This is a genomic window from Chroococcidiopsis sp. SAG 2025, assembly GCF_032860985.1.
GTDB lineage: Bacteria > Cyanobacteriota > Cyanobacteriia > Cyanobacteriales > Chroococcidiopsidaceae > Chroococcidiopsis.
This window is the reverse complement of record NZ_JAOCNC010000001.1, coordinates 1,410,965-1,424,955: the sequence shown is the minus strand read 5'-3', so window position 1 is coordinate 1,424,955 and position 13,991 is coordinate 1,410,965. Positions and strand designations below refer to the sequence as shown.

At 44.1% G+C, this 13,991-nt stretch carries 15 protein-coding genes; 11 read left to right on the top strand and 4 right to left on the bottom strand.

Going from position 1 to position 13,991, the window contains the following annotated elements; genetic code table 11:
* Window positions 1–299 precede the first annotated feature (299 nt).
* Window positions 300–2,102 (bottom strand): aspartate--tRNA ligase, encoded by a 1,803-nt coding sequence (gene aspS / locus N4J56_RS06875; RefSeq protein ID WP_317105782.1) that lies wholly within the window; start codon window positions 2,100–2,102, stop codon window positions 300–302.
* A 27-nt stretch (window positions 2,103–2,129) separates the two neighbouring features.
* Between aspS and N4J56_RS06870 the strand changes: the two genes are divergently transcribed.
* On the top strand, window positions 2,130–2,261 hold the full coding sequence (locus tag N4J56_RS06870) for a hypothetical protein (RefSeq protein ID WP_317105781.1): 132 nt from the start codon (window positions 2,130–2,132) through the stop codon (window positions 2,259–2,261).
* Window positions 2,262–2,398: 137 nt separating this feature from the next.
* On the opposite strand, the gene psbP is transcribed toward N4J56_RS06870, so the two are convergent.
* The gene (gene psbP, locus N4J56_RS06865; RefSeq protein ID WP_317105780.1) at window positions 2,399–2,944 is read right to left on the bottom strand and encodes a photosystem II reaction center PsbP; all 546 of its coding nucleotides are present in this window, start codon (window positions 2,942–2,944) and stop codon (window positions 2,399–2,401) included.
* 628 nt (window positions 2,945–3,572) lie between these two features.
* On the opposite strand from psbP, the gene N4J56_RS06860 reads away from it, so the two are divergent.
* The 6 genes from N4J56_RS06860 to N4J56_RS06835 all read left to right on the top strand — a co-directional run bounded on the left by N4J56_RS06860 (window position 3,573) and on the right by N4J56_RS06835 (window position 9,090).
* Complete coding sequence (locus N4J56_RS06860; protein ID WP_317105779.1) at window positions 3,573–4,775, top strand: agmatinase family protein; 1,203 nt, start codon at window positions 3,573–3,575, stop codon at window positions 4,773–4,775.
* 94 nt (window positions 4,776–4,869) lie between these two features.
* Window positions 4,870–5,232 (top strand): hydrogenase maturation nickel metallochaperone HypA, encoded by a 363-nt coding sequence (gene hypA / locus N4J56_RS06855; RefSeq protein ID WP_317105778.1) that lies wholly within the window; start codon window positions 4,870–4,872, stop codon window positions 5,230–5,232.
* An 86-nt stretch (window positions 5,233–5,318) separates the two neighbouring features.
* Window positions 5,319–6,020, top strand: coding sequence for a hydrogenase nickel incorporation protein HypB (gene hypB, locus N4J56_RS06850; RefSeq protein WP_317105777.1), 702 nt, complete (start codon window positions 5,319–5,321; stop codon window positions 6,018–6,020).
* A gap of 251 nt (window positions 6,021–6,271) precedes the next feature.
* Window positions 6,272–7,312 (top strand): ABC transporter substrate-binding protein, encoded by a 1,041-nt coding sequence (locus N4J56_RS06845; RefSeq protein WP_317105776.1) that lies wholly within the window; start codon window positions 6,272–6,274, stop codon window positions 7,310–7,312.
* A 97-nt stretch (window positions 7,313–7,409) separates the two neighbouring features.
* On the top strand, window positions 7,410–8,249 hold the full coding sequence (locus N4J56_RS06840) for an ABC transporter permease (protein WP_317105775.1): 840 nt from the start codon (window positions 7,410–7,412) through the stop codon (window positions 8,247–8,249).
* 64 nt (window positions 8,250–8,313) lie between these two features.
* Window positions 8,314–9,090: an ABC transporter ATP-binding protein gene (locus tag N4J56_RS06835; protein ID WP_410500442.1), complete on the top strand. Its 777-nt coding sequence runs from the start codon at window positions 8,314–8,316 to the stop codon at window positions 9,088–9,090.
* Here N4J56_RS06835 and N4J56_RS06830 read toward each other — a convergent pair.
* Window positions 9,087–9,431 carry a VOC family protein gene (locus N4J56_RS06830; protein ID WP_317105773.1) on the bottom strand — a complete coding sequence of 115 codons (345 nt, stop codon included), beginning with the start codon at window positions 9,429–9,431 and terminating at the stop codon, window positions 9,087–9,089. The two genes, N4J56_RS06835 and N4J56_RS06830, sit on opposite strands and share 4 nt — an antisense overlap.
* Window positions 9,432–9,804: 373 nt before the next feature.
* Here N4J56_RS06830 and N4J56_RS06825 point away from each other — a divergent pair, with 373 nt between their 5' ends.
* Together N4J56_RS06825 and N4J56_RS06820 are read left to right on the top strand one after the other, a co-directional pair.
* Window positions 9,805–10,455: a MotA/TolQ/ExbB proton channel family protein gene (locus N4J56_RS06825; protein WP_015153778.1), complete on the top strand. Its 651-nt coding sequence runs from the start codon at window positions 9,805–9,807 to the stop codon at window positions 10,453–10,455.
* Complete coding sequence (locus N4J56_RS06820; RefSeq protein WP_317105772.1) at window positions 10,439–10,840, top strand: ExbD/TolR family protein; 402 nt, start codon at window positions 10,439–10,441, stop codon at window positions 10,838–10,840. The genes N4J56_RS06825 and N4J56_RS06820 overlap by 17 nt, the downstream gene beginning before the upstream one ends.
* 44 nt (window positions 10,841–10,884) lie before the next feature.
* Here N4J56_RS06820 and N4J56_RS06815 read toward each other — a convergent pair whose 3' ends face one another.
* Entirely contained in the window at window positions 10,885–11,343 is a 459-nt protein-coding gene (locus N4J56_RS06815; protein WP_317105771.1) for a DUF3574 domain-containing protein, read from the bottom strand.
* 277 nt (window positions 11,344–11,620) lie between these two features.
* On the opposite strand from N4J56_RS06815, the gene N4J56_RS06810 reads away from it, so the two are divergent.
* A complete protein-coding gene (locus tag N4J56_RS06810) occupies window positions 11,621–11,821 on the top strand; it encodes a hypothetical protein (protein ID WP_317105770.1) in 201 nt (66 codons plus the stop codon).
* 19 nt (window positions 11,822–11,840) lie between these two features.
* Window positions 11,841–13,970, top strand: coding sequence for a TonB-dependent receptor (locus N4J56_RS06805; RefSeq protein WP_317105769.1), 2,130 nt, complete (start codon window positions 11,841–11,843; stop codon window positions 13,968–13,970).
* Window positions 13,971–13,991 lie beyond the last annotated feature (21 nt).

Here is a 13,991-nt window from a genome sequence, read left to right as displayed (position 1 = left end):
AATTTTATGTGTAGGGATAAGCCCACTAAGGCACTGTGTAGGCGACAAATCAGCACCTAGTAGGGATAGTTTCGGGTATATACATTCTGCCCTAAACTTAGCAAACGGTTACATTGAATCGAGTTCGGTTCTTGCTCAAGTTGCGATCGCAATTGCCCTAAATGAGGGAGCAGGGACGAGCTGGGAGCAGGGGGAGCTGAGGGAGAGTCGCGGAGAAAGAAATTTAAATTCCCTACACCCCACACCCCACACCCCACACCCTATTTACTACTAGCCACTAGCCACCAGTCACTAGCCACTCACTGACTCCCTACTCCTACTTTTGGTTGATAAGTCGAAGCGACGTGTAATTCTTTCAACTGTTTTGCGTCCACTCCAGAGGGTGCATCAGTTAATAGACAACGAGCTTGTTGCGTTTTTGGAAAAGCGATCGCATCCCGAATTGATTCTTCCCCTGCTAGTAACATTACCAAACGGTCTAATCCGTAGGCGATCCCGCCGTGGGGAGGAGTGCCGTATTCAAATGCTTCTAGGAGAAAGCCAAACTTGTTATAAGCTTCTTCCATCGACAAGCCAATTGCGGCAAAGACCTGTTCTTGAACTTCCCGTTGATAAATCCGCAAGCTTCCGCCACCGACTTCAAAGCCGTTGAATATTAAGTCGTAAGCTTGGGCGCGGGCTGTTTTGAGGTCGTTTAGGTCGTCGGGATGGGGGGCTGTAAAGGGATGGTGTAACGCTTCTAGACGCTTTTCGTCGGCATTCCATTCAAACATGGGGAAATCTGTCACCCACAACAAATTGATTTTGCTGGGGTCGATATGCCCCAATTCGCAGCCGATAACTTGTCGCAAGCGGTCTAGAGTTTTGTTGACTACATCCGTAACTCCAGCACCAAATAGTAATAAGTGTCCTGGTTCTGCCCCAGTGCGACTCAAGAGTTCTTGTTTTTGTTCGGGGCTGAGGTTGTCTTTAATTGCACCAATTGTGTCGATTTCCCCATCTTCACGGACGCGAATATAAGCAAGTCCCTTTGCACCTGCGCTTTCGGCTTCCTTAAATAAATCGCCGCCTGGTTTGATCCGTACGTTGGAAATGGCTTCATTGCCGTTGGGAATAGGCAGAATTTTGACAATCCCGCCAGATTTTACAGCACTAGAAAAGACTTTGAAGCCGGAGTCTTTGACGAGATCGGAGACATCGACTAATTCCAGATCGAAGCGGGTGTCGGGTTTATCGCTACCGTAGCGTGCCATTGCTTCGGCGTAGGTGAGGCGGGGGAAAGGACGGGGTAGATCGATCCCTTTAACTGTCTGAAAAATATGACAAACTAAACTTTCATTAAGCTCCAAAATTTCTTCTTGAGACATGAAACTCATTTCCATGTCTAGTTGGGTAAATTCTGGCTGACGATCTGCCCGTAAATCTTCATCGCGGAAGCAACGGGCAATTTGATAGTAGCGGTCAAACCCGGATACCATGAGCAATTGCTTGAATAATTGCGGCGATTGTGGCAGGGCAAACCATTCACCGGGGTTGGCGCGACTGGGAACCAAGTAGTCTCTCGCGCCTTCGGGTGTAGAACGGGTAAGTACTGGTGTTTCGATTTCAATGAAGCCTTGTGCGTCTTCTAGAAAACGGCGCATGGCTTTGATAACTTGGTGGCGTAGTTGCAGGTTGCGATTCATGCGATCGCGGCGCAAATCTAAATATCGATACTTGAGGCGCAATTCTTCCCGTACTGGCTCGGTTTCAGCCGTACTGACTTGAAAGGGCAGCTGTTTGCTGACAGCGTTGAGCAACTCAATTTTATCGGCGTAGATTTCGACTTCCCCTGTCGGTAGCTTGGGGTTGAGAGATTCTGGAGGACGCTGGGTAACTCTACCCGTAATGCAGACCACATACTCGTTCCGCAGGGCTTCCGCTTGACGATATGAATCGGGAGTGCGTTGGGGATCGCTGACAATTTGGACGAGTCCCGTGCGATCGCGCAAATCTAAGAAAATCACTCCTCCGTGATCGCGGCGACGGTCTACCCAACCATACAGGGTAACTGTTGCTCCAATATCTTCTGTGCGGAGGTCGCCGCAATAGTGGGTTCGCATAACTATGGATTCAAACTCAGGTTAGTAATGACAATGCTAGAAATTGACAAAGCCTTCCTATTATCTAGCATTCCGATCGGTCATTGGTCATTTATTCTCGGTCATTTTTCACAGAAGTCAGGAGTCATAATGCCAGTTGTCAGAATAACCTACGCATAAATTCGGACGTACTGGAATACGAACTTATAAATTGATGACGTTTCTACGCAGTACAGTGGGCAGGTGGTGAGGTTGCCTCACCACCTGCCCACTGTACTGCGTATCTCAATATGATTAGTGGTTGTTTACGGGCGCTGTTAATATACTGTAAAAGACTTAACCATTTGCTGTAGCTTTGGTGCGGCTTTTTGCCAACGCTGTTCCGTGGTGGAGGCGTTGAAAGTAAAGAGTTTGCCACGACTAACGGCAACACTAGCAAGGTTGTGCCGTTGTTGCCGATTGGGTAACTTTACAGCATATTCTAGTATGTAGTAAGTTTTCCCGTTATAGTCTTGCTGCCCAGCATTGACTAATTCTGCTTCTCGTCCTGAATCGGGGGGTGCGATCGCGCTTTTGCCGAGTTTATAACCCACATCGCCAGGAGTTCCCAAATCGGCTAGGGTTTTGCCATCTGCGATGGAACCGATAACGACAGAAGCATTTTCTGTGGTTTCAATCAAATCGTGCAATACGATATCGGGACCGTCTGTCACTTTAACTGGAAGCCAGCCATTAGGGTACAAAAACTCATATCCATCAACGCTATCGACAAAGCTTTTGAGTCCAGCAGTTGATAGTACGCAACTTGATAGACTCAGCGCCATCAGTACTACAAGTAAAATCGATGCAATCCGTTTCAACATTTTTAATAGTGAGTGGTGAGTGGTAAACAGGGTGTGGGGTGTGGGGTGTGAGGACAAGTCACAAGTCAGAATTAACTGATACCTGATAACTCAGTAGAGACGTTACATGTAACGTCTCTACTGATAACATTTGTATTGTCCCATCCCAGTAACCTTCACGACTCCAGAGAGATAGCAGACAGTTATGTGATGAAATTTAGATATTTAATAAAATTAGTAACATTTAATACAGTTGTTTGATTCGGCGGTTGATAATGTCGCTATTAGCAGATTGTATACAGCATTCAAATACTACAGAGAAGTAAACTCAAAAGTAAACAGAGTTTGCTTTCAATTGAGTATGGAATACCGCTAAAAGACAAGTATATAATACCAAGCTTCTAGGGTTCCGGTTTGTAGCGTCTCAGCTTAAGCTGTTAGCTCGCGTAGCAAATGCAGGTCCAAGAGAAGCGAACTAGCTGTGCTGAAAATTTTCCGAGTTTTTAGTTGAGTAGCTAGTGACACGGAAGGAGAAAAGCCTGGGAGGAATATCAGTTGTGATGACTGATGTTATACTCCTGGGCTTTTTGCATAATTAGCGACCTAATCTAGTTTGAAAAATTTTGAAAAATTAAGTGAGAGCGATCGCATGACTCATAATTCTGAAAATCCTTTGTTTCAGAGTCCAGACAATAACAATCATCAACCCCCTACTGAAGCCCAACGCGCTTTAGAATTAGAAACACGACTGCCGATGACAGGATGGCAGCAAGAGGTATCGAAAGGACTGGAATACGGATTAGAAGCAGCACAGAGTATCCGCGATCGCACGATTCCTACCTTTTCTCGTGGTGAGTTACCCCACTACGCCGGAATCAATACTTTCCTCAAAGCCCCATACTTAGAAGATGTGCGTCAGGTAGGAAATTACGATGTGGCGATCGTGGGCGTTCCCCATGACTCCGGTACGACCTATCGCCCTGGAACTAGATTCGGACCTCAAGGTATTCGCCGCATTTCTGCTTTGTACACGCCTTATAACTTCGAGTTAGGTATCGATTTACGCGAACAAATTACGATGTGCGATGTTGGAGATATCTTCACCATTCCCGCCAACAACGAAAAATCCTTCGACCAAATTTCTAAAGGCGTTGCCCACATTTTCAGTTCTGGGGCATTTCCAATCATTCTGGGCGGCGATCACTCGATTGGTTTCCCCACGATAAGGGGTGTATGTCGCCATTTAGGAGATAAAAAAGTTGGTATCATTCACTTTGATCGCCACGTAGACACCCAAGAAACCGATTTAGACGAACGGATGCATACCTGCCCGTGGTTTCACGCCACTAATATGAAAAATGCGCCAGCGAAGAATTTAGTCCAACTGGGTATTGGTGGTTGGCAAGTCCCAAGAAACGGGGTGAAAGTCTGTCGCGATCGTGCTACCAATATTCTCACAGTTACAGATATCGTCGAAATGGGCTTAGACGCAGCCGCAGAATTTGCCATCCAAAGAGCAACAGACGGTACAGACTGCGTTTACATCAGTTTTGATATCGATTGTATAGATGCAGGATTTGTCCCCGGTACTGGCTGGCCTGAACCAGGCGGTTTGTTACCCCGCGAAGCCCTGTCACTACTGGGTAAAATCGTGCAAAAAGTCCCCGTTTGCGGTCTAGAAGTTGTGGAAGTATCGCCCCCTTACGACATCAGCGATATCACCTCTCTAATGGCAACCCGCGTAATTTGCGATACAATGGCGCACCTTGTCCTATCGGGACAACTACCCCGCAAAGAGAAACCAGCATACATTCATCCCGAATCCCAACCCGAACTTGTGGCTTGGACTTAGTTTGTCATTTGTCATTTGTTGGGAGACAGGAAAAGTTAAAAGTCAGAATGGTGCTTTTCCCTACTCCCTACTCCCTACTCCCTACTCCCTCTCTATGCACGAAACCGACATGACCAAAGCGCTGATTCTTACCGTGCGCGACTGGTGGGAAGCACAGCCAGAAAAACCCAAAATCTCCCGAATTCACCTAATTGTGGGTCGGTTTACCTGCGTAGAGCCTGCCAGTTTGGAATTTGCCTTTGAAGTTCAAACGCGCAATACCTTTCTTGCAGGGGCAACACTAGCAATTCAAGAAACACCCTTAATTGCCTTTTGCCATCGTTGCCAACAAGAGTATCGTCCTGAAATTGGACTGCAATATGCTTGTCCGCAGTGTAAATCTCCTATGGAAGACATTCGCTCTGGACGAGAACTAAAAATCGATCGCATCGAATATTCCAATAAGGATGAAGAGTAATTACCAATTACCCTCCCTTGTCCCCCTTGTCTTCCTTGTCCTATCCTCACCCCTCACTCCTCACCCCTCACTCCTCACCCCTAGTTATGCACCAAACATTTGACGCTGCCATCGGGATTAATTTACTCCACGCCAATCAGGAAGGGGCTGACCATAACCGCGCCCATTTTGATGAGTGGGGAATTACTTGTTTCAATGTTATGAGTAGCCCTGGTGCTGGTAAAACAGTATTACTCGAAAAAACATTGGCAGCTTTAAAAGACGATCTCAAAATTGCTGTCATTGAAGGTGATATGACTACTGAATTAGATGCCGATCGCCTGCGTCAATACAATGTACCTGTAATCGCAATTAATACTGGACGTTCTTGCCATTTAGACTCAAAAATGGTGGCGGGTGGCATTCATCAATTAGAACATCAATACAATCCCGCTGATTTCGATTTAGTCCTAGTAGAAAACGTTGGTAACTTGGTTTGTCCGGCTGAATTTGAAGTGGGCGAACACGCCAAAGTTGCTCTACTAAGTGTTACGGAAGGAGAAGATAAACCGCTGAAATATCCAGTCATGTTTCGCGAAGCTGATTGCTTGCTTATTACCAAGGTCGATTTAGCAATCCATTTAGATACGAACATTGACATAATAGTAGCAAATGTACGTCAAATTAACCCAAACGTGAAGATTATTCCCGTATCGGCGAAGACGGGAGAGGGTTTAGCAGTATGGTTTGACTGGGTGCGATCGCAAATTACCAAAAAAGAGCTAGAGGTCAGTAGAATCAGAGGTTAGAAAAGAGAAATCATTAGTTTTAAATCTAAAAATAGAAATTTCGGCATACTTAACATATGCCGAAATTTCTGCTGCAACGGTCTATTTTTTTTTAGAAAAACATTAAATAATTAAAAGCTTCAAATTCTCTAAAAAGTGTAGCAAAAGTAACGGATAAAAAGAACTTACTCCGTTAGTCTAAAGCGTATTAGATTATAAGATTTTTAGCTGAAAGATCGCGTCAGTGAATACACTTTTTAGTAGAAAAAGCAATGAAACTGCGATCGACAATTCAATCAATTTTGCTTTTTGTCATCGGTCTGGCGATCGCAGCAGGTTGCACTAACCCCGCAGTTTATATTACAACTACTACCGATGTTGCTGCTTCTGGTGATGCTGCTCCTAACGCTGCTAGCTTGGGATTCAGTGCGTGGCCTGGTTGGCTTCCTTGGCAAGTTACCCAAGAGCAAAAACTCTTTGAAGTAAACCAAGCTTCAGTCAATTTGAAATGGTTTGACGGCTATTTAGAATCTATTAATGCCCTAACAACCGAACAAATTAATGCCAACAGTCAGACTCTCAACGATACAATCAGTGCCGTTTCAGGTGGTGCAGATAAAGTCGTCGTACTAGTCAACGACAACTCTACAGGTAACGATAAAGTCATCGTTCGTGAAGGCATCAATACAATTGCCGATTTGAAAGGCAAAAAAGTTGCCGCAGAAGAAGGCGCTGTAGATCATTTCCTATTGTTATTAGGAATGAAAAAAGCAGGCATGAAGCCAGAAGATATCCAATTTGTCCCCTTAGAAACAGGACAAGCCGCAGCCGCTTTTGTAGGTGGACAAGTAGATGCTGTTGCCGTGTTTGCACCCTTTACCACTCAAGCCTTAAAGCGACCTGGTAGTAAAGAACTCTTTAGTTCTAAAGAATTCCCTGGGGCAATTCCCGACCATCTAGTCGTCAGCCGTCAGTTTTTAGCAGAAAGTCCCGAAAAAGTGCAAGCAATGGTCGATTCCTGGTTTGCCACCCTTGATTACATGCAAAAAGAACCAGCCAAAGCAACAGAAATTATGGCAAAACGGGCAGGAGTTAGCGTTGCAGAGTACGAGGAATACGCCAAAGGAACCAAGATATTCACCCTGGAAGAAAACCTCAAAGCCTTTCAACCAGGTAACAACATGACTTCGCTGATGTATGCAGCCGGAGAAATGACTAAATTTCTCGAAGAAGTCGGCTTAGCCAAACAAAAACCAGACCTGACTAGACTCTTCGACGATCGCTTCGTTAAATCATACGCTGAGAAACAGTGAACAGTGACCAGTGAACAGTGACCAGTGAACAGTGACCAGTGAACAGTGACCAAAGATCGGTTAATTCTGACTTACGACTTACGACTTACCCTTCGTTATGAACACAGGATCGATGCGTCCCCCATCTAATCCAAAAACGCTTAGCCCAACGGTTTTTTGGCGGTTGGCTGAAGATATTCCCAGACCATTAAACACCTTACTAGTTGCGACTTCTATCGGGTTACCGTTGCTGATTTGGTGGCTGGTGACAACATTTGGTAGCGTAGACCCCAAGTTTCTGCCCTCGCCTGCTAGGGTACTCGAAGCATTTGGGCGATTGTGGAGGACTCGCGAACTGCTGAAGGATACTGTAGCAAGTCTCTGGCGAGTGGGCGTAGGGTTTTTGCTAGCAGTCGTATTGTCGATTCCAGTTGGGGTGTTGATGGGCAGTTTTGCGAGTATTCGTGCCTTATTAGAACCATTGTTTGGTTTGATGCGCTACATGCCCGCGCCCGCTTTCATTCCCTTGCTCGTTCTCTATTTAGGAATTGGAGAAGAGCCGAAAATCACTTTAATTTTCATCGGCGTGTTTTTCTTCAACTCCTTAATGGTGATGGATACGGTCAAGTTTGTATCAAAAGATTTAATTGAAGCCGCCTATACTCTAGGTGGCGATCGCTGGCAGACACTGACTCAAGTTATTTTTCCCCACGTTTTGCCAGGAATCATTGATGCTTGTCGAATTAACCTTGCAGCCGCATGGCAATTAGTTATTGTCTCAGAATTGATTGCTGCAACCGAAGGTTTAGGACGTAGGATCAGCGTCGCCGGTCGATTTCTCAGAACTGATGAAATTTTTGTCGGCTTAATTGTCATTGGAATCATCGGACTCACTTTTGACCTCTTGTTCCAATCGCTCTTACGTGTTTCTTGTAAGTGGGCAAGTCAGAAGAGATAAATTCAGTTGTCAGTTATCAGTGACCTCTTACCACGCAACTACCAATTACCAACTACCAATTATCATGTATCTACAAATCACCAAACTCCATAAAAATTTCGAGACAAAATCGGGAACGTTAGCAGTCCTCAAAGACATTAATATGTCAATCGAGCGGGGTGAATTTATCTGTGCTGTGGGTGCATCGGGTTCGGGTAAGTCTACTCTACTGCGCCAGATTGCCGGACTCGATTTGCCAACAGATGGAGAAGTGAAAATCGATGGCGTGCGCGTTCAAGGACCAGGACCAGATCGGGGCATGGTGTTTCAGCACTACACGCTTTATCCTTGGATGAACGTACAGGAAAATGCTGAATTTGGACTCAAACTTCAAGGCTGGTCAAAACGGGAACGGCGAGAACGAGCCAGCTACTACCTCAGCGTAGTTGGACTGACTAAGTTTGCCAAATCTCTACCCAAGGAGTTATCTGGTGGAATGAAACAACGGGTAGCGATCGCCCGCGCTCTCGCCTCGGAGCCTAAAGTATTATTGATGGACGAACCTTTCGGTGCTTTAGATATTCATACCAAAGAGTCTATGCATGAATTTATGCTAGATCTGTGGCAGCGTACCAACATCACCATTTTCACGATCACCCACGATGTGGAAGAAGCTGTCTTCCTCTCGAATCGGATCTACGCTCTCGGCGCTCGTCCTGGTACGGTAAGAAAAGAGATTTCAATTAAACTCCCCGAACGCACCCACACCGTCAAGCGTCAATCTGTGTTCCACGACTATTGCGACGAACTGATGGATCTGCTACGGGGACACTCGCAGGAAGCTCTAGCAGTGGCTTCTTAAGCGGGTTGAAGTAAACTGAGTAAATGTCCGTCAGGAGTCCGCACGGCGGCGACTTTTCCAAAAGACGGTTCTCGGACGCGCCCTTCGAGTTTAGCGCCCATATTTTCTAGATTGGCGATCGCCCCATAAACATCGTCTACATGAAAGCTCAAAATCGGAGAATTCCCCGTTTGCGCTTGACTTTCCGCAGCATGTAGCGCGATCGTCGTGCCATCAGCATCCAATTCTGCCCAACCAGGACTTGCCATTTTTACTTTTAGTCCTAATCCTTCTTGATAAAACTTCACCGTTGCTAGAACGTCCGTCACCATCAACATGACGTGCTTAAACTGTGCTGTCATGAAATTTCCTCGATAAAGTTAGTTCCTTATCGATCTTGCAACATTTATACATTTAAGAGTTGGTTGATAGTTATTGGTTGACTGATAACTTTGTACAGACGTTACATGTAACGTCTCTACACTGACAACTGACAAATCATATTAATCCTCATTAAGACTGCTCATCTAGTTATGCAAGGTTTTGGCATGACAACTTTGGGGACGAGTATCCGACAAGTCTAGATGATGCCAGAACTGATATGAAAAATAAAGATTTACTTTTCCTCTACTTGACTCGATCTATTTTTGCGACTCTACCCGATAAAATACTGTAATGACTTGCAGTAGATAGGAATCCTTAGCAACAAACTACTTGTAATTGCAGAGACAATACATGCTATTCAACAGACTGTTCACCGCAGGCGGCGTGGTTATGTGGCCCCTGCTCGGATTTTCCATCTTAGCGATCGCCCTAATTATCGAGCGGGCAATTTTTTGGGTGCGGATCAATAAGCGCCAGCGTCGCGTCATCCGTGAGGTATTAAACCTCTACCGCTTAGAAAATGTCGTCACGGCGATCGAAAGGCTGAAGCAAAATGCCGACTTGCCTATGGCACGCATATTTCTCGCTGCCTTAGAACTCGAACGCCCCACACCTGAAGAGTTTCGCCTTGCTCTAGAAAGTGAAGCACAAGCAGAGATTCCTGTCTTGAAGCGATTTAACACTATCTTTGAGACAATCATTAGCATTGCACCCTTATTAGGTCTACTCGGTACGGTTTTGGGTTTGATTGCCTCCTTCGCGTCCCTCAACATTGCCAATGTTGGGGCTAGCCAAACCGCTGGAGTCACGGGTGGGATCAGCGAAGCGTTGGTTTCAACGGCTTCCGGCTTGGTAGTCGCTATCTTTACGCTTCTATTTGCCAATACATTTCGAGGATTATACGTGCGGCAAATGGCATCAATTCAAGAGTATGGCGGTCAGCTAGAACTACTCTATCGTCGTCTTTACGAACGGGGAGAAACCTATGCGTCTGCAAGATGAGCCAGAAATTCAAGCACAGATTAACATCGTGCCGATGATTGACGTAATCTTCGCGATTTTGACATTTTTTATCATGTCAACCTTATTTCTCACTCGTTCTGAGGGGCTATCGGTCAATTTACCTCAGTCAAAATCAGCTCAAGCGCAGCCAAAAGCACCTATTACAATCACAATTGATGCCAAAGGTCAACTCGCTGTCAACCGCAAGCCGACTCAACTCCAAGCACTCAATGGAGAATTACGACAGCTAGCACAGCCAAACCAAGAGGCACTCGTGATCGTCAATGCCGATAAATCAGTCAACCACGGACAAGTTGTATCCGTGATGGATGTGGTGAGGCAATTACCAAACGCAAGACTGGCGATCGCCACGCAGAGAGAATAACAGTGTAGAGACGTTACATGTAACGTCTCTACACCGATCGCCGATTAAAAACTAACTCTTGCGGGTACGTCTGTAACGCGCAAGACCGATTCTTGTTGAAATTTTGACTTATAAGCGTCGATAATTTCCTGAATAGATCTTTCTCGTTCTGGAGTACTGACATAGAGCAATATGAGAACTTTAGAATCTTCTCTATCTAGAATTCCCGCACTGTTAAGAAACTGACCGTAAGCATCTATGACTGTTAATCCATCGGGAAAACGAGGTGTCACTTCAGTATCTACAAACTTTTGCCATTGTTCTTCCGTGACTTCTGCTCCCCCTGGTTGCGATCGCCCAAAATACAATTCATCTCTGACGTATGCTTCGCTGTTGGCAGTAGTTTCTGCTGCTGGAGTTTGAGCGCTAACTTGATGTATGTAGCTAACTGAACCTGTTAATAACAAGCCAGACAGAAAAAACGCACCTAGAATTTTGCGTCTGGTGAGTAAGGTAATATTCATTTCTATCCTCAATTTGTTGACTTAATACGACGGTCTGTTTGTGATGGCTGCTAACTATTACTTCAGACGTACATCTTTAGTTTTAGATATATATAAATTTTTTGTAATAACGTATTACAAAAGTTAGTCTTTGTTTTTTCTCGATCGCTAACATTCACAAATTTACTATTTCCTATTTGGATTTTTAAAAACCGATACAGCAACTATTCACTGATAATTTTGTACAGACGTTACATGTAACCTCTCTGATAACAGACAAAGTTTGACAGCTTGTCTTTTGACTAAACTCAACTGCGATCGCCATGATTGGTATAAGTGCAAACGCACTTTGTCCGTAAAAATCACAAGCAAATTAGAGGAATGTTTCAGCCACGCGGCTAAATATAAAGTCTGCGTGTATGTTTGCGTGCGTTTAGCCGAGATTTTTTTGATAAATGCGATCGCCTCAAACATAACTGAAACTATAGAGAAAGCATGAGAGTGGTAAATTAAGGAAGATGGGACTGAAAATTTTGTTATTGCCTACAATATTGTTGAGTTTAACTGTAGGCTCTGCTGCATTAGCAAATGAACTAGAAGATAGTAAAAAAAATGCGATCGCTTTAAAATTGAAATTGCATCAGGTGAGAAGAAATTCAGAATCAAAATTATCCCGTTTGACGCAAAGAGAAAAGTTTTCTACAGATGCTATATGGTTAACACAAAAACCATCGCCAACAATAGATGTGGCACAATCAACATCTTCTCAAGTAGAAGAACCTGCTATTGAAGACATTGACGAACTTTATATCGAGGTTGAAGGAAAAAGAGAAACAATTCCTGAAACATCAAGTCCCGTCTACATCATCCCTAAAAAAGAAATTGAAAAACAACGTCCGAATAGCGTCGCAGAAATTTTACGCAATCTACCAGGATTTGCAATTAATGATGTAGGTTTCGGTGCAGATATTCATACAGGAACGTACTATCGAGGAAGCTCGATCAATCAGTCAGTGTTCTTACTCAATGGTAGACCGATCGGGTCTAATATTAACACCTACCACGGCGCTACCGATCTGAATAGTATTCCCGTAGAATCTATCGAACGAGTAGAATTATCCAGCGGTACGAGTTCTACTTTATATGGTTCGCAAGCGTTTGGAGGAGTTGTCAATATTGTTACCAAGCAAGGCTCAGAAATTCCTCAGCTAAACGGTTTAGTAGAATACGGTTCTTACGACCAAGATAACTATCGCATTAGTTATGGTGGCAGTGGTGGTAATTTAAAATACAGCCTTGGTTTTGAACAATACGATGCTGAGAACAATTATCGCGTCCCTGAAGGAGCAGCAAATCGAGATTCAGATGGGCGTTTATTTAACGGTGATACTGCGACGAGTAACTACTTTGGTAGCCTCAGTCTCAATCTAAATTCTCGCAATACTCTTAGTTTAGATGCTTACAAAATTAGCAGCCGTCGCGGTTTATTATACTTTGGTTTTCCCCTGCAAAGAGATCGTTTAGACCACGATGTTTTTAACATTGGTTTATCTTGGAAAACTTTGCTAGGCAATGGAAAAGACTCCGTTCTTAAAGCGACAGTCGCTTACAATCAAGATTATTTCAATACCTACGGTTCTACACAAAACATTTTTTATCGCACGGGAACGCTCAATTCTCAAGCTGTAACTGCCAGATTAGAACACGATTGGAAAATTAACGCTAGTATTAACTTACGTTGGGGTATGGATGTCAAAAATGACTTCTTAAATGGTGATGTTTTAAGCACGGCTCCAAATAGAGCTAACTTAAATGAAGAAGAAGAAAGAGAAAGATTTCAAACTGCATTATTTGCTTTAAACACTTGGAAAATCACCAATAATTTTCAAGCCGATCTAGGGTTGAGACAGAATTTTACTAGCGAGTTTGGTAGTTATTTAAATCCTAGTGTGGGGCTACGATGGGCAATGAGTCCAGGGGTAGCTTTACGGGGAAGTTGGGCATCAGTACAGCGCGATCCTGGTATCGATCAATTATACGTTTACGACACGGTACATAACTGGTTGCCGAATCCAGATCTAGAACCAGAAGTAGGTTCTTCATGGACAGCAGGAGTTGATGTCAAATTTGCCGAGAATTTAACCGGACAGTTTACTTATTTCGGTAGTAGTTTAACAGATCGCTTGGGCATTCAAGCAGGTCGCTGGACGAACATTGGATTAGTCAATACTAATGGTTTAGAAGCAGCATTGAAATGGCAAATTAATCCGCAGTGGTCAACTTTTCTCAACTATACTTATACCGATGCAAAAATTGAGTCAGGAATTGAAGAAGGATTACAACTTGGTTTAGTTCCCTATTCCGTAGGACAAATCGGTTTAGGTTATCAATCGGGAGGATGGGAAGTTAATTTATTTGCCAGCTATTATAGTGGAGCGCGACGATCTTTTTTTAATAACCCGGGTGATAGCAATACCGATTTCTCTCCCTCTTGGTTAAGTTTAGATTTAGGAGCGCGAATTCCAATTACTAGGAATTTAGGATTAACAGTCTATTTAGAAAACTTAGCCGATCGCGCCTATGAAAAATCCAATCGAATTTACGAACCTGGTTTAACCTATCGGATTGGTATTTCTTCTAATTTCTAGTCGTTGTGGAGTAGTGGGCAT

Coding starts and splice junctions, on each gene's coding strand:
- N4J56_RS06870 (WP_317105781.1), top strand. CDS start 2,130: ATGACAATGCTAGAAATTGACAAAGCCTTCCTATTATCTAGCATTCCG.
- psbP (WP_317105780.1), bottom strand. CDS start 2,944: ATGTTGAAACGGATTGCATCGATTTTACTTGTAGTACTGATGGCGCTG.
- N4J56_RS06805 (WP_317105769.1), top strand. CDS start 11,841: ATGGGACTGAAAATTTTGTTATTGCCTACAATATTGTTGAGTTTAACT.
- hypB (WP_317105777.1), top strand. CDS start 5,319: ATGCACCAAACATTTGACGCTGCCATCGGGATTAATTTACTCCACGCC.
- N4J56_RS06820 (WP_317105772.1), top strand. CDS start 10,439: ATGCGTCTGCAAGATGAGCCAGAAATTCAAGCACAGATTAACATCGTG.
- N4J56_RS06830 (WP_317105773.1), bottom strand. CDS start 9,431: ATGACAGCACAGTTTAAGCACGTCATGTTGATGGTGACGGACGTTCTA.
- N4J56_RS06845 (WP_317105776.1), top strand. CDS start 6,272: ATGAAACTGCGATCGACAATTCAATCAATTTTGCTTTTTGTCATCGGT.
- hypA (WP_317105778.1), top strand. CDS start 4,870: ATGCACGAAACCGACATGACCAAAGCGCTGATTCTTACCGTGCGCGAC.
- N4J56_RS06815 (WP_317105771.1), bottom strand. CDS start 11,343: ATGAATATTACCTTACTCACCAGACGCAAAATTCTAGGTGCGTTTTTT.
- N4J56_RS06835 (WP_410500442.1), top strand. CDS start 8,314: ATGTATCTACAAATCACCAAACTCCATAAAAATTTCGAGACAAAATCG.
- N4J56_RS06825 (WP_015153778.1), top strand. CDS start 9,805: ATGCTATTCAACAGACTGTTCACCGCAGGCGGCGTGGTTATGTGGCCC.
- aspS (WP_317105782.1), bottom strand. CDS start 2,102: ATGCGAACCCACTATTGCGGCGACCTCCGCACAGAAGATATTGGAGCA.
- N4J56_RS06860 (WP_317105779.1), top strand. CDS start 3,573: ATGACTCATAATTCTGAAAATCCTTTGTTTCAGAGTCCAGACAATAAC.
- N4J56_RS06840 (WP_317105775.1), top strand. CDS start 7,410: ATGAACACAGGATCGATGCGTCCCCCATCTAATCCAAAAACGCTTAGC.